The organism is Hydrogenophaga sp. PBL-H3 (assembly GCF_010104355.1).
Classification (GTDB): Bacteria; Pseudomonadota; Gammaproteobacteria; order Burkholderiales; family Burkholderiaceae_C; genus Hydrogenophaga.
In genome coordinates, this window is record NZ_CP044972.1 from 4,339,973 (window position 1) to 4,358,406 (window position 18,434).

At 66.6% G+C, this 18,434-nt stretch carries 15 protein-coding genes and 1 pseudogene; 10 read left to right on the forward strand and 6 right to left on the reverse strand.

The window, feature by feature from the left end; translation table 11 throughout:
* Positions 1-12: 12 nt before the first annotated feature.
* Positions 13-2,991, reverse strand: a complete 2,979-nt coding sequence (locus F9Z44_RS20325) for a DNA topoisomerase III (RefSeq protein WP_159608487.1) — start codon at positions 2,989-2,991, stop codon at positions 13-15.
* A gap of 97 nt (positions 2,992-3,088) precedes the next feature.
* Here F9Z44_RS20325 and F9Z44_RS20330 point away from each other — a divergent pair, with 97 nt between their 5' ends.
* The 3 genes from F9Z44_RS20330 to F9Z44_RS20340 are packed head-to-tail and all read left to right on the forward strand — an operon-like array spanning position 3,089 to position 5,194.
* The gene (locus F9Z44_RS20330) at positions 3,089-3,628 is read left to right on the forward strand and encodes an SET domain-containing protein (protein ID WP_236574208.1); all 540 of its coding nucleotides are present in this window, start codon (positions 3,089-3,091) and stop codon (positions 3,626-3,628) included.
* Between the two features lie 7 nt (positions 3,629-3,635).
* Positions 3,636-4,439: a biotin--[acetyl-CoA-carboxylase] ligase gene (locus F9Z44_RS20335; protein ID WP_159608488.1), complete on the forward strand. Its 804-nt coding sequence runs from the start codon at positions 3,636-3,638 to the stop codon at positions 4,437-4,439.
* Positions 4,433-5,194: an SPOR domain-containing protein gene (locus tag F9Z44_RS20340; protein WP_236574209.1), complete on the forward strand. Its 762-nt coding sequence runs from the start codon at positions 4,433-4,435 to the stop codon at positions 5,192-5,194. Before F9Z44_RS20335 ends, F9Z44_RS20340 begins: the two co-directional genes overlap by 7 nt.
* A gap of 8 nt (positions 5,195-5,202) precedes the next feature.
* Here the strand turns inward: F9Z44_RS20340 and F9Z44_RS20345 are convergent, their stop codons facing one another.
* The 4 genes from F9Z44_RS20345 to tkt form a co-directional block, all read right to left on the reverse strand.
* Positions 5,203-6,114: an alpha/beta hydrolase family protein gene (locus tag F9Z44_RS20345; protein WP_159608490.1), complete on the reverse strand. Its 912-nt coding sequence runs from the start codon at positions 6,112-6,114 to the stop codon at positions 5,203-5,205.
* Complete coding sequence (locus F9Z44_RS20350) at positions 6,111-6,722, reverse strand: TetR/AcrR family transcriptional regulator (RefSeq protein ID WP_159608491.1); 612 nt, start codon at positions 6,720-6,722, stop codon at positions 6,111-6,113. The genes F9Z44_RS20345 and F9Z44_RS20350 overlap by 4 nt, the downstream gene beginning before the upstream one ends.
* Positions 6,723-6,838: 116 nt before the next feature.
* The gene (gene gap / locus F9Z44_RS20355) at positions 6,839-7,837 is read right to left on the reverse strand and encodes a type I glyceraldehyde-3-phosphate dehydrogenase (protein ID WP_159608492.1); all 999 of its coding nucleotides are present in this window, start codon (positions 7,835-7,837) and stop codon (positions 6,839-6,841) included.
* Between the two features lie 42 nt (positions 7,838-7,879).
* Positions 7,880-9,952 (reverse strand): transketolase, encoded by a 2,073-nt coding sequence (gene tkt / locus F9Z44_RS20360; protein WP_159608493.1) that lies wholly within the window; start codon positions 9,950-9,952, stop codon positions 7,880-7,882.
* Positions 9,953-10,135: 183 nt separating this feature from the next.
* On the opposite strand from tkt, the gene F9Z44_RS20365 reads away from it, so the two are divergent.
* The 7 genes and pseudogenes from F9Z44_RS20365 to F9Z44_RS20395 form a co-directional block, all read left to right on the forward strand.
* Positions 10,136-10,891: a nucleotidyltransferase family protein gene (locus F9Z44_RS20365; RefSeq protein WP_236574210.1), complete on the forward strand. Its 756-nt coding sequence runs from the start codon at positions 10,136-10,138 to the stop codon at positions 10,889-10,891.
* Positions 10,892-10,937: 46 nt separating this feature from the next.
* A complete protein-coding gene (locus F9Z44_RS20370; RefSeq protein ID WP_159608494.1) occupies positions 10,938-12,335 on the forward strand; it encodes an aminopeptidase P N-terminal domain-containing protein in 1,398 nt (465 codons plus the stop codon).
* 4 nt (positions 12,336-12,339) lie between these two features.
* Complete coding sequence (locus F9Z44_RS20375) at positions 12,340-12,915, forward strand: MOSC domain-containing protein (protein ID WP_159608495.1); 576 nt, start codon at positions 12,340-12,342, stop codon at positions 12,913-12,915.
* A 29-nt stretch (positions 12,916-12,944) separates the two neighbouring features.
* On the forward strand, positions 12,945-13,901 hold the full coding sequence (locus F9Z44_RS20380; RefSeq protein WP_159608496.1) for a 1-phosphofructokinase family hexose kinase: 957 nt from the start codon (positions 12,945-12,947) through the stop codon (positions 13,899-13,901).
* 151 nt (positions 13,902-14,052) lie between these two features.
* The gene (locus F9Z44_RS20385; RefSeq protein WP_159608497.1) at positions 14,053-16,380 is read left to right on the forward strand and encodes an NADP-dependent malic enzyme; all 2,328 of its coding nucleotides are present in this window, start codon (positions 14,053-14,055) and stop codon (positions 16,378-16,380) included.
* 221 nt (positions 16,381-16,601) lie between these two features.
* The gene (locus tag F9Z44_RS20390; RefSeq protein WP_159608498.1) at positions 16,602-17,024 is read left to right on the forward strand and encodes a ribonuclease domain-containing protein; all 423 of its coding nucleotides are present in this window, start codon (positions 16,602-16,604) and stop codon (positions 17,022-17,024) included.
* Between the two features lie 54 nt (positions 17,025-17,078).
* Positions 17,079-17,474 (forward strand): annotated as a pseudogene (locus tag F9Z44_RS20395) (barstar family protein); the annotation flags it as partial.
* A gap of 192 nt (positions 17,475-17,666) precedes the next feature.
* On the opposite strand, the gene rsmA reads toward F9Z44_RS20395, so the two are convergent.
* Positions 17,667-18,431 carry a 16S rRNA (adenine(1518)-N(6)/adenine(1519)-N(6))-dimethyltransferase RsmA gene (gene rsmA / locus F9Z44_RS20400; protein ID WP_159608499.1) on the reverse strand — a complete coding sequence of 255 codons (765 nt, stop codon included), beginning with the start codon at positions 18,429-18,431 and terminating at the stop codon, positions 17,667-17,669.
* Between the last annotated feature and the right edge of the window lie 3 nt (positions 18,432-18,434).

Genomic DNA, 18,434 nt, shown 5'->3' on the forward strand with positions numbered 1-18,434 from the left:
ACCTTTTGAAATTCAACTCAGGTGCTGGCCCACGATGCCAGCGATCTCGAACATGGTGACCTGCGGCTTGCCGAACACCAGCGCGAGCTTGGCGTCGGCATTCACACGGCGTTTGTCGGCCGCGTCCTGCAGGCCGTTGGCCTTGATGTAATCCCACAGCTTCTTCACCACCTCGGGGCGCGACACCGCGCCTTCGCCGATCACGGCGGCCAGCGCGGCGCTGGGTTGTTTGCCGGTGGCGGCGGTGGTCTTGCGCGGGGCCTTGACCGCCTTGACGGCGGGCGTTTTCTTCGCGGCGGCCTTCTTGGCGGGCGCGGCTTTGGCAGCCACTTTCGCAGCGGCTTTCTTCGCTGGCGCACCTTTCGCCGGCGCGCCAGCCGCCGTCTTGCGCGGCGGGAACTTGGACGGCGCGAACTCGAAGTTCACCTTGCCCGCTTCCTTGTCCCAGGCCAGGAAGGCCTTGAACGCGCGGCGCGTGCGCATGGAAACGAATTTGTCGAGCAGGTCCGTCTTGCCGGTCTCCAGCAGCTTGCTCATCTGCTCACGCGCCACCGGCTGCTGCAGGATGATCTTGCCGCTCTTGAAGTCGCAGGTGGGCGTGGGCTGCTGCTCGGTGGGCACCGAGCGGATGCACACGTAGTTGGCGCCGTGCTCGTGCACCGCGCCACCGCACTTGGGGCAGACGCCCAGCGCTTCGCTGGCGCTGAAGTCCACCAGCTCACCGCTTTCTTCGCCCTTCTTGTCGTCGCCGAAGTCGAACTCCAGCTTCCAGTTCTTGTCGTCTTCGCTGTACTTGAGCACGATCTCGGCCACGAAGGGCCAGCCCGCCTTGGAGCGAAAGCCGTCGAGGGGGCCGATCTTCTTGTCACGCAGCAGCTGTTCGGACTCGTCGGGCTCGAAGGTGCGCCCCGCGGGCGACTTGCCGAACGAGAAGCCACAGCCTTCGCTGTTGCCGTCGGCGCCGGTGCAGCCGTAGCGGCGGTAGTTTTCCTTCACCACGCCGCCGCAGTTGGGGCAGGGCGTGGCCAGCGTGGCGTAGTTGCCGGGGATGGTGTCGCGGTCGTATTCCTTGGCCTTCTTCACCATGCGCTCGGTCATGGCGGCGATCTCGGCCATGAACGCGGCGCGGCTGAGCTGGCCGTGCTCCATCTGCGCGAGCTTGTATTCCCACTCGCCCGTGAGTTCGGCCTTGGAGAGTTCTTCCACACCCAGGCCGCGCAACAGCGTCATGAGCTGGAAGGCCTTGGCCGTGGGAATGATCTCGCGGCCTTCGCGGAACATGTACTTCTCGGTGAGCAAGCCTTCGATCACGGCCGCGCGCGTGGCTGGTGTGCCCAGGCCCTTTTCCTGCATGGCCTCGCGCAGTTCGTCATCGTCCACCAGCTTGCCCGCGCCTTCCATGGCGCCCAGCAGCGTGGCTTCCGAGTAGCGCGCGGGCGGCTTGGTCTTCAGGCCCTTGGTCTCCACCGACTCGGTGCGCACGGTCTCGCCTTCGCGCACCGGCACCAGGTTCTGGCCTTTGTCGCCCTCTTTCGCATCGGTCACGTCTTCCGCGGCTTCCTTGCCGTACACGGCCATCCAGCCCGGCTTGACCAGCACCTTGCCTTCGGTCTTGAAGTGGTGGCCGACCGACGAGGTGATGCGTGTGGTGACCATGAACTCGGCGCTGGGAAAGAACACCGCGAGGAAGCGGCGCACCACCAGGTCGTACAGCTTCTGCTCGGCGTCGCTCAGGCCGCTGGGCGCCTGCAGCGTGGGGATGATGGCGAAGTGGTCCGACACCTTGCTGTTGTCGAAGATGCGCTTGCTCGGGCGGATGTAGCCGTTGTTGAGCGCGGTGAGCGCGTGCGGCGCCAGGTGCTTCATGCCGCTGTCGGCCAGCATCTCGAAGGTTTCCTTCACCGTGGGCAGGTAGTCCTCGGGCAGGGCGCGCGAATCGGTACGCGGGTAGGTCAGGGCCTTGTGGCGCTCGTAGAGGCTTTGCGCGAGCTGCAGCGTGGTCTTGGCCGAGAAGCCGAAGCGGCCGTTGGCCTCGCGTTGCAGGCTGGTCAGGTCGTACAGCAGGCCACTGGCTTGCGTGGTGGGCTTGCTTTCTTCCTTGACGCTGGCGGCCTTGCCGCGCACCGCATCGGCAATGGCCAGGGCTTCGCGCTGGTTCCACACGCGGTCGGCGCGCTGTTCCAGATCGGCGTCGTCGCCTGTGGGTTTCTTGAACGCGGGGTCGAACCACTTGCCGGGGTACTCGCCGGCCTCGGCCAGGAAGCTCGCGTGAATCTCCCAATAGTCGCGGCTGCGGTGGGCGCGGATCTTTTCTTCGCGCTCGACCACGATGGACAGCGTGGGCGTCTGCACCCGACCGACCGTGGTCAGGAAAAAGCCGCCGTCGCGCGAGTTGAATGCCGTCATGGCACGCGTGCCGTTGATGCCGACCATCCAGTCGGCTTCGGAGCGGCTGCGCGCGGCGTCGGCCAGGCCCTGCATCTGCTCGTTGGTGCGCAGGTGCTCGAAGCCGTCGCGGATGGCCGCGGGCGTCATGGACTGCAGCCACAGGCGCTGCACCGGCTTGCCCAGCGTCTGGTAACTGCCACCCTTCAAGCCACCGGCGTACTGCTCGATCAGGCGAAAGATCAGCTCACCCTCGCGGCCCGCGTCGCAGGCGTTGATGAGGCGGGCCACGTCCTTGCGCTTGGCCAGCTTCACCACCGCGGACAGGCGCGACTTGGTCTTGTCGATCGGCTTGAGTTCAAAGTAGGGCGGCAGCACCGGCAGGTGGGCAAAGCTCCACTTGCCGCGCTTGACGTCGAATTCTTCCGGCGCGGCGATCTCCACCAGGTGGCCCACGGCGGAAGTGACCACGTACTGGTCGTTCTCGAAGTGGTCGTCGTGCTTCTCGAACTTGCCCGCCACCGGGGTGAGCGCACGCACGATGTCCTGGGCCACGGACGGCTTCTCGGCAATGACCAGCGTTTTGGCTGAACCTTCGTTTTTCATCTCTACAATCAACTTTCCACGCGCGTGTGCACGCGCACATGGGCACGCGCACACTCGCGCGCACCTGCATGAAACAACCTTACCAAATATTCCGGCCGTGACGAAAAGCCCCAAAAAGTCGACTGCGCCCGCCGAAAAACCCGCCGTGGCCGCCCAGCCGAACGGTGCTGGCCGGCGCATCCAGACCCGCAAGTCCGGCGTGCACGGCCGCGGTGTCTATGCCGTGGTGGATCTGGCCGAGGGCGAAACCCTCATTGAATATGTGGGCGAGGTGATCACCTGGGACGAGGCCCTGCGCCGCCACCCGCACGACCCGACCGACCCGAACCACACCTTCTACTTCCACATCGACGAAGAGCATGTGATCGACGCCAAACACGGCGGCAATTCGGCGCGCTGGATCAACCACAGCTGCGCGCCCAACTGCGAAGCCGAGGTGGAGGAAGGCCGCGTTTTCATCCGGGCGCAGCGCAACATCAAAGCTGGCGAAGAGCTGTTCTACGACTACGGCCTGGTGATCGATGAGCCTTACACGCCCAAGCTCAAGGCCGAGTACCCCTGCTGGTGCGGCGCGAAGAAGTGCCGCGGCACCTTGCTCGCGCCCAAGCGCGCGGGCAAAGCGTCGAAACTCGGCTGAACGGCCCATGGCCGACACCTTGATCCGCCACGCAGAAGCCGTCTGGCAGGCGGTTGAGCCGACACTGCCCGGCTTCACGGTCGAGGTGCTGCCCAGCATCGACTCCACCAGCAGCGAGCTCATGCGCCGCGCGCGCAGCGGCCTGATGGAGCCGGTGCTGCTGGCCGCCGAGGACCAGACTGCGGGTCGCGGAAGACTGGGCAAGGGCTGGCACAGCAAGGTCGGTCAATCGCTCACGTTTTCTCTGGCGATGCCCCTGGCACCCGCCAGCTGGTCGGGCCTGTCGCTGGCGGTGGGCGTGAGCCTGGCGCACAGCCTGCACGCTGACGTTCGCCTGAAATGGCCCAACGACCTCTGGCTGCACCAGCGCAAGATCGGCGGCATTCTGGTGGAGACGGCCAGCACGGGTGAGGCCGGTCAGGGCCAGCGCATGGTGGTGATCGGCGTGGGCATCAACGTGGCGCGGCCCGAGGTGTCGGCGGTGGCCGCGCTGGTGCCGGATGGCTCTGCGGTCACGGCCATGGCGCCAGCCGGTCTGGCCGAGGTGCTGGTGGGCATCACGCCGGGCGAAGTGCTGGAGCGCGTGGCACCGGCGCTGGTGCGCGACGTCCAGGCCTTTGCCTCGCAGGGGTTTGCGGCATTTGCCCAGCGTTTTGCGCAGCTGGACGCCTTGCAGGGCCAGGCAGTGCAGTTGTCTGACGGCACACGCGGCACAGCATGCGGCGTGAACGACGACGGTGCACTGCAGGTGCTCACCGAGCGCGGCATGCAGACCGTGACCAGCGCCGAAGTGAGTGTGCGCCCGTGCTGAGGTGGGTCATCTGGCTGCTGGTGCTGGCCAACGCGGGCTACTTCGCATGGTCTCAGGGTTACCTGGACGCGCTGGGTCTGAGGCCCGCCGAACAGCGCGAGCCTCAACGCCTGACACAGCAGGTGAAGCCCGAAGCACTGCGCCTGCTCAACGGCCCCAAGGCAGAGTCCGCGCCGCCTGCACTGGCCGCACCGGTGGTGGACGCGGTGGTCACGGCACCCGAGGCGACGCCCGCACCAGCAGCGTCGGCGCCCTTACCCGCCGTCGCGCCCGTCGTGCCGGCGGCGACCAGCAACGGCCCACGCGCCTGCTGGCAGGCGGGCGGATTCACCGACGCCCAGGCCGAACTGCTGCGCGCCGAACTGACCTTGCTCGGTCTGCCCGCCGCCGGCTTTTCCTTCACGGAGGTGCGCAGCGGCGGTCGCTGGATCGTCTACATGGGGCGCTACGACAACCAGCAGCAGCTCGATCGCAAGAAGGGTGAGCTGCGCGAGCTGGGCGTGGCCTACCGCGAGATCACGGCGGCCGGGCTGGCCCCGGGTCTGGCGCTCGGGACGTACTCCACCGAAGCTGCCGCCCAGCAGGCACTGCAGAAGGCCGAGCGCGACGGCATCCGCACCGCCAAGGTGGCGCAGGAGCGCGCAGAGGGGGTGAGCACCAACCTGCGTCTGCCGTCGATCACCGACGCGCAACGCGCCGCCATCGACGCCCTGGGCGACGCGATGGTGGGCAAACGCCTGCAACGCTGCGGTTAGCAGCGAGCTCAGGCCCCCGCTGCGCGCTGCTGCGTGAGACCGGTGAACCAGTCCAGCGCTTCATTCCACAGCGGCTGAGACTTGGGCCGGAAGTAGCCCATGTGGCCCATGGCGCCCAAGCCCGCGCGGCGGGAGTCGAGCGTGACGCTGCGCACCTCGGCATTGCGGTAACCGGCCATGAAGGCGTCGCGCGAGGCGGGCGGCGCCCAGGCGTCGTCCAGCGCGTTGAGCGCCACGATGGGAAAGCGCACTTCACCGAAACGCTCGGTGGTGGACTTCATGTCGGGGTCGTCGAAGAAGTAGCGCGGGAAGCGGCACCACTGACGCCATTGGCGGTACACGTCGATGGGCAGGTCTTCGCCCATGCCCAGTCGGCTCCAGGGCAGGTAGCCGTTCATGCGCGTCCACACGGGTCCGAGCACGCGCCAGAGAAAGAGCACGCGCAGGCGCTCCAGGGGTGGCATCCAGCCGTGCCAGCCGGCGCCGGTGGCAAAGGTCCAGGCGCCGTCCACCGCGTCCGGGTCGGGCAGCAGGCCCAGCGCGTGGCCGCCGTAGGAATGGCCCACCAGGTAGAGCGGCACGCCTGGCTGCCGCATGGCTTCCACGGCCGCGGCGAGGTCCAGCCGTCCCCAGTCGAGGTAGTTCATGCGGAAGCCCTTGAGTGTGCTGGGGGCCGACTGCCCGATGCCGCGGTAATCCAGCGTGAGCACGTCGAAGCCCCGCCGCGCGGCGTGTTCGGCAAAACGCTTGTAAAAACCCTGCGGCACGGCGGTGGCGCCGCCCACTACCAGGTGGGCGTGTGCAGGCGTGGGGCTGCGGTAGCGGTGCGCCACCAGCGGGTAGCCGTCGGCGGCGGTCAGGGTGAGTCGCTCGGTGCGCACGGCCTGGTTGCGTGCGTCGGTGGGTGGGAAGGTGTTCATGAAGGTTCTCCGGTTCGGGCTGCCGTTGAGCCGCGCGCGGCCAGCAGCATCAGCAGGGTCTGCGTGGCCTGGTGGATCGGTTCGCTGCTCTGCGCCACCCTGGCCTGCAGCAGCCCGCCCTCGTAGGTGGCGACGATCAGCGCAGCGAGGCCTTGGGCTCGCGCACGCGACTCGCCGTGCTGCTCCAGGGCCAAGGCCATGCGCTCGCGCAAGGTGGCAAAGGCGCGGGCCAGGGCTTCGCGCAGCACCGAGTCGTCGGGCGTGGTTTCCAGCGCCACGGTGGCCAGCGGGCAGCCCGACTCGAAGCCGGTGTCGCTCAGGCGCGCGGTGGCGCCCGCCATCCAGCGGCGCGTGGCCTCGATCGGGTCTGGCGTGTCGGCCAGCAGCGCGTCGAGCCCGCGCAGCATGCGGGCCACCACATCGCCGATCGCGGCCACGGCCAGCTCGGTCTTGCCACCGGGAAAGTGGTGGTAGAGCACGCCCTTGGGGGCACCAGCCTGGGCGAGCAGCTCGGTCAGACCGATGCCGTGCAGGCCGCGCCGGCGCAGCGCGTCGGTCATGGCGGCGATCAGGCGTTCGCGGGTGCCGGGGGTGGGTGTGTTGGTCATGGCGTGCAATCTATAGACCGGTCGGTCTAGTGTCAAGCCATGGGGTGTCGCGCAGGTTCTCCAGGCAACAAAAAAGCGCCCGAAGGCGCTTTTTTTTGTTGGGTGCAAGCGGGCGCTTACTTGGCGACCACGCGAACCATTTCCAGACATTTGTTCGAGTAGCCCCACTCGTTGTCGTACCAACTCACCACCTTGACGAAGGTGCTGTCCAGCGCGATGCCCGCGTCGGCGTCGAAGATCGAGGTGCGGGTGTCACCGCGGAAGTCGGTGGCCACGACTTTGTCGGTGGTGTAGCCCAGCACGCCCTTGAGCGCGCCTTCGCTCTGCGCCTTCATCTCGGCGCAGATCTCGGCGTAGGTGGCTTCCTTGCTCAGTTCAACCGTGAGGTCGACCACCGACACGTCGCTGGTCGGCACACGGAAGCTCATGCCGGTGAGCTTCTTGTTGAGCTCGGGGATCACCACGCCCACGGCCTTGGCCGCACCCGTGCTGCTGGGGATGATGTTTTCCAGGATGCCGCGGCCGCCGCGCCAGTCCTTGTTGCTCGGGCCGTCCACGGTCTTCTGCGTGGCGGTGGCCGCGTGCACCGTGGTCATCAGGCCACGCTTGATGCCCCACTTGTCGTTGAGCACCTTGGCAATGGGCGCCAGGCAGTTGGTGGTGCACGAAGCGTTGGAGATGATGGCCTCGCCCTTGTAGGTCTTGTCGTTGACGCCGAAGACAAACATGGGGGTGTCGTCCTTGGAAGGCGCGGACAGGATGACCTTCTTCGCTCCGGCGTCCAGGTGCTTCTGGGCCGTGACCTTGTCAAGAAACAGGCCGGTGGATTCGATGACCACGTCGGCACCGACCTCGGCCCATTTCAGGTTCGAGGGATCGCGCTCCTGGGTCAGGCGGATCTTCTTGCCGTTGACGATCAGGGTGTTGCCTTCCACCGAGACCGTGCCCTTGAAGCGGCCGTGCACGCTGTCGTACTGCAGCATGTAGGCAAGGTAGTCGGGTTCGAGCAGGTCGTTGATGGCCACGACTTCGATGTCGGCGAAGTTCTGGATGGCGCTGCGCAACACATTGCGGCCGATGCGGCCAAAGCCGTTGATGCCAATCTTGATCGTCATGTCTCGTCTCTCCTGGAAAGTTTCAAAAAAGGATGAACAAACTCATTTCGCCAGCACGGCACGCACCGTGTCGGCCACATTGGCGGGCGTGAAGCCGAAGTGCTCGAACAGCACCGGCGCCGGGGCGGACTCGCCGTAGGTGTCCAGACCCACGACCGCGGCCACGCCGTATTTCCACCAGCCGTCGGTGGAGCCCATCTCCACCGCCACGCGCGGCACGCCGGCGGGCAGCACCGAGGCCTTGAAGGCGGCGCTCTGGCGGTCAAACGTGGTGGTGCTGGGCATGGAAACCACGCGCACCGCGATCTTGTGTTCCCTGGCCAGCAGCTCCTGCGCCTTGAGGGCGAGCTGCACTTCGGAGCCGGTGGCGATGATCACCGCCTGCGCCTTTTTCTTCAGACCCACCTCGCTCGGCTCGGCCAGCACATAGGCGCCCTTGCTGATGTCACCCAGGTCGCTCTTGGGAGCGTAGGGCAGGTTCTGGCGGCTGAGCAGCAGCGCGGTGGGGCGGTTGGCGTTTTCCAGCGCCACGGCCCAGGCCACGGCGGTTTCTGCCGTGTCGCCCGGACGCCAGACATCCAGGTTGGGGATCAGGCGCAGGCTGGCGGCGTGTTCCACCGACTGGTGGGTGGGGCCGTCTTCGCCCAGGCCGATGGAGTCGTGCGTGAACACGTGGATCACGCGCTGCTTCATCAGCGCGGCCATGCGGATCGCGTTGCGGCTGTAGTCGGAGAACGTGAGGAAGGTGCCGCCGTAGGGAATGAAGCCGCCGTGCAGCGCCACGCCGTTCATGATCGCGGCCATGCCGAATTCGCGCACGCCGTAGTTGATGTGGCGACCGCCCTGGCCTTGCTCGTTCTTCACCACGTCACCCGCCAGGTTGAAGCGCAGGCTGGGGGTGGACTTGGTGTTGGTGAGGTTGGAGCCGGTGAGGTCGGCGCTGCCGCCCAGCAGCTCGGGCAGCGCGGCGGTGAAGGTTTCCAGCGCGAGCTGGCTGGCCTTGCGGCTGGCCACGGTTTCGGCCTTGGTGTGGGCGGCCACGGCCGCGTCCACCGCCACCTGGGCAAAGTTCTTCGGCAGCTCGCCCTTCATGCGGCGCACGAACTCCTTGGCGAGTTCGGGGAAGGCGGCCTTGTAGGCGGCGAAGGTGGCGTTCCACGCGGCTTCCGAGGCCTTGCCGGCGTCCTTGGCGTCCCACGCGGCGTACACGTCTTTCGGGATGGCGAAGGGTGCGTGCGTCCAGCCCAGGGCTTCGCGGGTGAGCTTGATTTCTTCTGCGCCCAGCGGCTCGCCGTGGGCCTTGGCGGTGTTGGCGCGGTTCGGGCTGCCCTTGCCGATGTGGGTCTTGCAAATGATGATCGTGGGAGCGTCGGCCTTGTTCTTCGCGTCGCTGATCGCACGGTCCACGGCGTCGGCGTCATGGCCGTCGATCGGGCCGATCACGTTCCAGCCGCAGGCGGCGAAACGCAGCGCGGTGTTGTCGATGAACCAGGGCGTGACCTGGCCGTCGATGGAAATGCCGTTGTCGTCGTACAGCGCGACCAGCTTGTTGAGCTTCCAGGCACCGGCCAGGGCCACGGCCTCGTGGCTGATGCCCTCCATCAGGCAGCCGTCGCCCATGAACACATAGGTGTGGTGGTCAACGACCGTGTGGCCTTCGCGGTTGAACTCGGACGCCAGCAGCTTCTCGGCCAGCGCCATGCCCACGGCGTTGGTGATGCCCTGGCCCAGCGGGCCGGTGGTGGTTTCCACGCCAGGGGTGTGGCCGACTTCGGGGTGGCCGGCGGTCTTGCTGTGCAGCTGGCGGAAGTTCTTGAGCTCGCCGATCGGCAGCTTGTAGCCGGTGAGGTGCAGCAGCGCATAGATGAGCATGGAGCCGTGGCCGTTGGACAGCACGAAGCGGTCGCGGTTGGCCCACTGCGGGTTCGTCGGGTTGTGGCGCAGGTGGCGGCCCCACAGGGCCACGGCCATGTCGGCCATGCCCATGGGCGCGCCGGGGTGGCCCGAGTTGGCGGCCTGCACCGCGTCCATGGCCAGCGCTCGGATGGCGTTGGCCTGGGTCTGGGGCGACACGGCAGAAGCGATGGGGGTGGGGGTGCTGGCGGTGTCTGACATGGGGGTGCTGGAAAGTGCTGGGGGTGGGGGTGGAGCGCGGACTCTGCGCGATGGCGCAAAACAACGGATTTTATCGGCCAGCCCATCGGCGGCGGCGTGCCACCGCATTGGACAGGCGCGCCGGCCCATAATTCTTCAACGCGTGTGGCCTTGTGCGCCCGGCACGCGCACCACCCGCTCCCCATGAACCGACTCGCCACCGCCCCCCCTCTCACCCCACCCCGAGCCTCGGCCATGGTGCTCGCCGCCGGACGCGGCATGCGGATGCGCCCACTCACGGACGTCACGCCCAAACCCCTGCTGGTCGTGCAGGGCAAGCCCTTGATGCAATGGCCCATGGAGGCCCTGCTGGCGGGCGGCTTCCAGCGCTTCGTGGTGAACACCGCCTGGCTTGGCGAGCAGATCGACGAGCACTGCGCGGCCTGGAGCCGCGACCTGCCAGGCTGCGACGTGGTCATGTCGCGCGAGGGCGCCGACTTCGGCTACGCCCTGGAAACGGCTGGTGGCATTGCCCGGGCGCTGCCGCTGCTGGCCGACGTTTTCTGGGTGCTGGCAGGCGACGTGTTCGTGCCCGGCTTTGCCTTCAGCCAGGCCAGCGTCGACAGGTTCGAGGCCAGTGGCCTGCTCGCCCACATCTGGCTGGTGCCCAACCCGCCCCACAACCCGCGCGGCGATTTCGGCCTGGGCGCCGACGGCCTGGCGATCAGCCGGTCGGAGGAGGCCTACACCTTCAGCACCATCGGCCTGTACCGACGCGAACTCTTCGAGCTGCCGTGGTGTGAGGTCGTCCCCGGCAACCCGCAAGGCACGGCCGAGCCGCTGGCGCCGCTGTTGCGCCGGGCCATGGAGGCGGGCCAGGTGAGCGCGGAGATCTACACGGGGCAGTGGGTCGATGTGGGCACACCGGCCCGACTGGACGAGCTGAACGGAGCCGGCTGATTCCCCTGCGCGGTCAGAAAGCGCCAAAACGCTGACAATGGCGCGCATGGACGTCACCACCCACACCCACCTGTACGCCGATCGCCGCGCCCGCGTGGCCGCCTCGCTCGGTCCCGGCGGCATCGCAATCGTGCCCACTGCTCTGGAGCGGCCGCGCAACCGCGACACCGACTTTCTGTACCGGCACGACAGCTACTTCTATTACCTCACCGGCTTCACCGAGCCCAACGCCTGGCTGGTGATCACGGCCGAGGGCAGCACCACGGTGTTCTGCCAACCCAAGGACGTGGAGCGCGAGATCTGGGACGGCATCCGCCTGGGCCCCGAGGCCGCGCCCGAGCACCTGGGTGTGAGCGACGCGTTTTCCGTTGCCGAGCTTGACAAGCGCCTGCCCAAGCTGCTGGAGAACCGCCACACCGTGTGGTACCCGTTTGCCACGCACGAGGGGCTGGAGAGCCGGGTCAACGGCTGGTTGCAGCCGGTGCGTGCCCGCGTGCGCTTTGGTGCGCTGTGCCCCGAGTCGCAGCGCGACCTGTGCGGCGTGCTCGACGAATTGCGGCTGGTCAAGGACGCGTTCGAGCAGGACACCATGCGCCGCGCCGCGCAGATCAGCGCCAAGGCCCACATCCGTGCCATGCAGCGCAGTGCGGCCATGCTGCGAGCGGGGCAAGACGTGCGCGAGTACCATCTGGACGCCGAGCTGCTGCACACTTTTCGCGAGCACGGCTCGCAGTACCCGGCCTACGGCAGCATCGTGGCCGCCGGTGCCAACGCCTGCGTGCTGCACTACCGCGCCGACGCAGCGCCCATTCGCAGCGGCGAGCTGGTGCTGATCGACGCCGGCTGTGAGCTCGACGGCTATGCAAGCGACATCACGCGCACCTTCCCGGCCAACGGCACTTTCACCGGCCCGCAGCGCGACCTGTACGACCTGGTGCTGGCCAGCCAGATCGCGGCGGTCAAGGCCACCCGGGCGGGTGCGCGTTTCGTCGATCCGCACGAGGCCACCGTGGCGGTGCTCGCGCAAGGTTTGCTTGATGTGGGCCTGCTCGACAAGAACAAGGTGGGCAACGCACAGGACGTGATCGCCAACCGCGCGTATTTCCAGTTTTACATGCACCGCACCGGCCACTGGCTGGGCATGGACGTGCACGACTGCGGCAGCTACGTGGAGCCGTCCGAGCTCGGCACCGCGCAAGAGCGCAAGGACCCGCTGAGCGGCGAGATCATCAAGGACCGCCCGAGCCGCATCCTGCGCCCGGGCATGGTGCTCACCATCGAGCCCGGCCTGTATGTGCGCCCGGCCGACGGTGTGCCCGAGAAGTTCTGGAACATTGGCATCCGCATCGAGGACGACGCCATCGTCACCGAAACCGGGTGCGAGCTGATCTCGCGCGGCGTGCCGGTCGAGGCCAGCGAGATCGAAGCGCTGATGCGCGGCTGAGGCCGTGCGCGTCGTCAGCGTCAACACGGGCACGGTGCGCGACCTGCGCATCGGCTCGCGCCATGTGCTCTCCGGCATCGGCAAGGCGACCATCAATGGTCTGGTGGCGGTGATGCCGCTGGGTCTGCAAGGCGACGAGCAGGCCGACCCCAGCGTGCATGGCGGACTGGACAAGGCGGTCTATGCCTACCCGCTGGAGCACTACGCGTATTGGGACAAGCAACGCCGCCAGAGTGGTGCGCATTTGTTCGACGACCCGTTGCCACCGGGTTACCTGGGCGAGAACCTCACCATCGAAGGCCTGCTGGAGACCGAGGTGTGGATCGGCGACCTGCTGCATTTTCCCGGGTGCAGCCTGCGCGTGACCGCTCCGCGCGAGCCCTGCTACAAGTTCAACGCTGTGATGGGCCTGCGCGATGCGGGTCGCATCATGATGGAGCATCTCTGCCCGGGCTTCTATCTGGCGGTGGCGCGGCCCGGCGCCATCGAGGCGGGCCAGACCTTCACACTGGAGCCTGGCACGCGCGGCCTGCGCGTGAGTGAAGCCTTCGCGGCCAAACGCGGCAAACACCTGCGCTGAAACCCGCGCGCATGGAGTACAACGCAGGCATGAGCTCCCTTGCGGGCACTGTGCTGTGCCTCACCATGAACCCTTCGGTGGACGTGTCCACCCACGCCGATCGGGTCGTGCCCGCCGACAAGCTGCGCTGCGGCCCGGCCCGGCGCGATGCCGGAGGCGGTGGCCTCAATGTGGCCAGCGTGGTGCACCGGATGGGCGGACACAGCAGCGCGCTGTACCCGGCCGGCGGCGCTGCCGGCCAATGGCTCACGCAGCATCTGGTGCAAGCCGGTTTGCCGGCACGCGCGCTGCCGATCGCGCAGGACACGCGCGAGAACTTCACCGTGCAGGCGCTGGACACCGGCGCCGAGTACCGCTTCGTGCTGCCGGGCCCCACGCTCGCCGAAGCCGAGTGGCAGGCCTGCCTGGACGGCATTGACGGCTGGTCCGGGGCGGTGAGCTTCGTGGTGGCCAGCGGCAGCCTGCCGCCCGGCGTGCCGGCCGACTTCTACGCCCGGTTGGCCGGTATGGCCCGCCAGCGCGGCGTGCGGCTGGTGCTCGACAGTTCGGGGCCGGCATTGGCGGCGGCCCTGCAAGCCGGCGTGTTCCTCGCCAAACCCAACCTGCGCGAACTGCGCGAGCTCACCGGCCTGCCGCTGGACAACGCCGTGGCGTGGCGAGCCGCCGCGCAGGCACTGATCGACCGCGGGCAGGCCGAGGTGGTGGCCCTCACGATGGGCGACCGCGGCGCACTGCTGCTCACGCGCGACGGCGCCTGGCAGGCCGAGGCCCTGCCGGTCGAGGTGGCCAGCTCGGTGGGCGCGGGCGACAGCTTCGTGGGTGCGCTGGTCTGGTCGCTGCAGCAGGGGCATCCCTTGCCCGAGGCCTTCAGCTGGGCCATGGCCGCCGGATCGGCTGCGCTGCTCACGCCGGGCACTGGTTTGTGCCTGCCCCAGGACGTTCAGCGCCTGCAGCCGCTGGTGCAGGTGCAGGTGCTGGCGGTATGAACGCTGGTACTTGCGCGCATTGCCCCCGAAAAAGTCAGCATCGCCACAACCGTTTACGCAGTTCTACCGACTAGGGTTTTCCCGGCCGCAGAACTAGAATGTGCAACTCGCTTTCACATAGCAAGAATTCAGCAAGACCGGAGACAAGATCATGACCATGGACAACAGCCCAGAAAACAAACGCGCCGAGCTGCGCCGTGCCGCCCTCGAGTACCACGAGTTCCCGACACCCGGCAAAGTGGCCATCGCCGCCACCAAGCAGCTGACCAACCAGCGTGATCTGGCCCTGGCCTACTCGCCCGGCGTCGCCGCTCCATGTGAAGAGATCGTGGCCGACCCGGTCAACGCCTTCAAGTACACCGCCCGCGGCAACCTGGTGGCCGTCATCACCAACGGCACCGCCGTGCTCGGCCTGGGCGACATCGGCCCGCTGGCCGCCAAGCCGGTGATGGAAGGCAAGGGCGTGCTGTTCAAGAAGTTCTCGGGCATCGACGTGTTCGACATCGAGATCAACGAAAAGGACCCCGACAAGCTGGTCGAGATCATTGCCTCGCTCGAACCCACGTTCGGCGGCATCAACCTCGAAGACATCAAGGCGCCCGACTGCTTCTATGTGGAGCGCAAGCTGCGCGAGCGCATGAAGATCCCGGTCTTCCACGACGACCAGCACGGCACGGCCATCGTGGTGGGCGCGGCCATCCTCAATGGCCTGAAAGTGGTCGGAAAAGACCCGAAGAAGGTCAAGCTCGTCACCTCGGGCGCGGGCGCCGCCGCCCTGGCCTGCCTGGGCCTGCTGGTCAAACTGGGCATTCCGCGTGAAAACATCTGGGTCACCGACCTGGCCGGCGTGGTCTATGAAGGCCGCACCGAACTGATGGACGAGGACAAGATCGTCTTCTCGCAGAAGACCGACCAGCGCACGCTGCGCGAGGTGATCGTCGGCGCCGACATCTTCCTGGGCCTGTCGGCCGGCGGCGTGCTCAAGCAGGACATGGTCAAGAGCATGGCGGCCAAGCCGCTGATCCTCGCACTGGCCAACCCCAACCCTGAAATCTCGCCCGAGGACGTCAAGGCCGTTCGCGACGACGCCATCATGGCCACGGGCCGCACCGACTACCCGAACCAGGTCAACAACGTCCTGTGCTTCCCGTACATCTTCCGTGGCGCGCTGGACGCCGGCGCCTCGACCATCACGACCGAAATGGAAATCGCCGCGGTGCACGCCATCGCCGAACTCGCGCAGGCCGAGCAGAGCGAGGTGGTGGCCGCCGCCTACGCGGGCGAGCAGCTCGCCTTCGGCCCCGAGTACCTCATCCCCAAGCCGTTTGATCCGCGCCTGATGATGAAGATCGCACCGGCCGTGGCTCAGGCCGCAGCCGACAGTGGCGTGGCCGTGCGCCCCGTCACCGACATGGCGGCCTACCGCGAACGCCTGCAGAGCTTCGTGTTCGCCTCCGGCACGATCATGAAACCGATCTACGCCGCCGCCAAGACCGCCGCCCGCAAGCGGGTGGCCTATGCCGAAGGCGAAGAAGAACGCGTGCTGCGCGCCTGCCAGATCGTGGTGGACGAAGGCCTGGCCCGCCCCACGCTGATCGGTCGCCCGGCCGTCATCGCCCAGCGCATCGAGAAGTTCGGCCTGCGCCTGAAAGAAGAGCTCGACTACGACATCGTCAACGTCGAACAGGACAGCCGTTACCGCGATTTCTGGCAGACCTACCACCGCATGACCGAGCGCAAGGGCGTCACCCAGCAGCTCGCCAAGATCGAGATGCGTCGACGCCTCACACTGATCGGCTCGATGCTGCTGCACAAGGGCGAGGTGGATGGCCTGATCTGCGGCACCTGGGGCAACACCCACAACCACCTCGAATACATCGATCAGGTGATCGGAAAACGCGCCGGCGGCAGCCCCAGCACCGCGCAAGACGTGCGCATCTACGCCTGCATGAACGGCCTGATGCTGCCGGGCCGCCAGGTCTTCCTGGTCGACACCCACGTCAACTACGACCCCACCCCCGAAGAGCTGTGCGAGATCACGGTGATGGCGGCCGAGGAAATGCTGCGCTTCGGCCTGCAGCCCAAGGCCGCCCTGCTGTCGCACTCCAACTTTGGATCGAGCAACCAGCCCAGCGCGATCAAGATGCGCCGCACGCTGGAGCTGCTGCGCGAGCAGGCCCCCTGGCTGGAGGTGGACGGCGAGATGCACGGAGACGTGGCACTGGACCCCGAGGCGCGCGCCACGATGATGCCCAACTCGACGCTCAAAGGCGCGGCCAACCTGCTCGTGCTGCCCAACATCGACGCGGCCAACATCGCCTACAACCTGCTCAAGACAGCCGCCGGCGGCAACATCGCCATCGGCCCGGTGCTGCTGGGTGCCGACAAGCCGGTCCACATCCTCACCGCCAGCGCCACCGTGCGTCGCATCGTCAACATGACAGCTCTCACCGTGGCCGATGCCAACGTTTCCCGTTGAAGCATAGAGAAAAAGCAAGCACTAACTTTTTCACACATCTCAACCCGCTGGATTTGCCTTATTTTTCAGCAATCGCTTGCGTTTTCAGCCCACCTCAGGCACACTAGACAGCTTGGAATACAGGGTTAACCCGCCCCGTGACACCCCCACCAAAGCCATGCAAATGGGAACTTTTGTGGTGTGTTGGTGGCGGGTTGATTGCATCAGGAGCAGGGAATTTCATGGACCTGAAGCGGATCGGGGGTGCCAAGGGCGTGGCAACACTGACCTTGGTTCTGGTTCTGACGGCATCGCTTGGCACCATTTTGGTGCAGGCTCGAACACCGCAAAACCAGACACTTCACGGCACGAACGCTGCGGCTCTCGCCGAATCCGGCTTGCCCGAGCAGGGCCGACAGGTGATGGATCTGATCCGGCGAGGCGGGCCATTCCGATACGAGAAAGACGGCACGGTGTTTGGCAATCGGGAAAGGTTGCTACCAAGCCAGCGGCGGGGCTTCTACCGTGAATACACGGTCCCCACGCCAGGCCTGAGTCATCGGGGCGCCAAGCGGATCGTGTGTGGTGGATTGCAGCCCAAGTTGCCTGAGGCTTGTTATTACACCGAAGACCACTACAGCAGCTTCAAGCTGATCGTGCAGTGAGTCTTGGGTGATGTGAGCGGTTTTTTAACTTTGAACTTTGAAAGAGACACGGAGATGGACACGCCACTTCGTAACGTACGACCCAATATCGTTCAGTCGATTCGCGCCCACGGCGTGAAAGACCTGCAGGCTGCGGCCGAGCACTTGGGCCACCACTTCCTGTATGCCAACCTGGCCAAAGCCCAGAGCAAGCAGGACGTGCTGGAATTGATCGCTGCGCAGTACACCTTGCCCTCGCACTTCGGCAAGAACTTCGACGCGCTCTACGACTGCATGACCGACATGGTGCACAAGTCGGGGCCTCAGACCGGATTCATCGTGGTGCTGGAGCACATCCCCGCGCACGCCAAGTTCGACAAGGAAGCGCGCGAGCAGCTGTTGGACATCTTCCGCGACGCCGCCGATTACTGGTCGGATCGCAAGATCCCGTTCCGCTGCTTCTACTCGTTCTCGGTGGCCCGCTCGCCCAAGGGCGAAGAGCCGATCGAGGTGCAGAGCGATGAGCCCATGCCCACGGACAAGATCCTGGACGTGAGCCCGATGGCACTGCGCATGAGCAGCCCCTTCAACGCCGGGTACTGGCTGGCTGCAGCCTGATCAGGCTACACCCCCCGAAAGCCGCTGCTGCTGCAGCGGCTTTTTTCATGCCGGCAGGCTTTTGATCAGACGAACGTATTCGTCCACGGGCACTTCTTCAGCCCGGCGCTGCAGGTCGAACTCCCCGGCAAAGCCTTGCTCTTCGAGCCACCGGCCCAAGGTGTTGCGCAGGATCTTGCGGCGCTGGCTGAAGGCCACCTGCACCATCGCGGAGAAGCGCGCGATGTCGATCGCTGGCGGTTCGGCCAGCGGGACCATGCGCACGATGGCACTGTCCACGCGCGGCGGCGGGTCGAAACTCTCGGGCGGCACGAACAGCACGTTGTCCATGGCGTAGCGCCACTGCAGCATGACCGAGAGGCGGCTGTAGTCGGATGTGGCCGGGCGCGCCACCATGCGGTCGATCACTTCCTTCTGCAGCATGAAGTGCTGGTCCTGAACCACGTTCACGTGATCAAGCAGGTGAAACAGGATGGGCGTGGAGATGTTGTAGGGCAGGTTGCCCACCACGCGCAGCCTGGGCGCTGCCAGCTGCTCAGCGAGGGCGGTGAAATCCACCTTCAGCACGTCGGACTCCACCACCTGGAGCTGGGCATGGGCACGCAGGCGCACCGCCAGATCGCGGTCCAGCTCGATCACGGTGAGGCGCCCCAGGCGCTCCACCAGCGGCTGCGTCAGTGCCGCCAATCCCGGGCCAATTTCCACCATTGCATCACCGGGCTGAGGTGCGATGGCATCGACGATGGCATCGATGATGGCGCCATCGGTCAGGAAATGCTGACCGAAGCGCTTGCGGGCAATGTGCTTCATGCG

Excerpts from the sequence above, each read along its gene's own strand:
- F9Z44_RS20325 (WP_159608487.1), bottom strand. The coding sequence starts at position 2,991 with ATGAAAAACGAAGGTTCAGCCAAAACGCTGGTCATTGCCGAGAAGCCG.
- F9Z44_RS20335 (WP_159608488.1), top strand. The coding sequence starts at position 3,636 with ATGGCCGACACCTTGATCCGCCACGCAGAAGCCGTCTGGCAGGCGGTT.
- F9Z44_RS20345 (WP_159608490.1), bottom strand. The coding sequence starts at position 6,114 with ATGAACACCTTCCCACCCACCGACGCACGCAACCAGGCCGTGCGCACC.
- F9Z44_RS20350 (WP_159608491.1), bottom strand. The coding sequence starts at position 6,722 with ATGACCAACACACCCACCCCCGGCACCCGCGAACGCCTGATCGCCGCC.
- gap (WP_159608492.1), bottom strand. The coding sequence starts at position 7,837 with ATGACGATCAAGATTGGCATCAACGGCTTTGGCCGCATCGGCCGCAAT.
- tkt (WP_159608493.1), bottom strand. The coding sequence starts at position 9,952 with ATGTCAGACACCGCCAGCACCCCCACCCCCATCGCTTCTGCCGTGTCG.
- F9Z44_RS20365 (WP_236574210.1), top strand. The coding sequence starts at position 10,136 with ATGAACCGACTCGCCACCGCCCCCCCTCTCACCCCACCCCGAGCCTCG.
- F9Z44_RS20370 (WP_159608494.1), top strand. The coding sequence starts at position 10,938 with ATGGACGTCACCACCCACACCCACCTGTACGCCGATCGCCGCGCCCGC.
- F9Z44_RS20380 (WP_159608496.1), top strand. The coding sequence starts at position 12,945 with ATGAGCTCCCTTGCGGGCACTGTGCTGTGCCTCACCATGAACCCTTCG.
- F9Z44_RS20385 (WP_159608497.1), top strand. The coding sequence starts at position 14,053 with ATGACCATGGACAACAGCCCAGAAAACAAACGCGCCGAGCTGCGCCGT.
- F9Z44_RS20390 (WP_159608498.1), top strand. The coding sequence starts at position 16,602 with ATGGACCTGAAGCGGATCGGGGGTGCCAAGGGCGTGGCAACACTGACC.
- rsmA (WP_159608499.1), bottom strand. The coding sequence starts at position 18,431 with ATGAAGCACATTGCCCGCAAGCGCTTCGGTCAGCATTTCCTGACCGAT.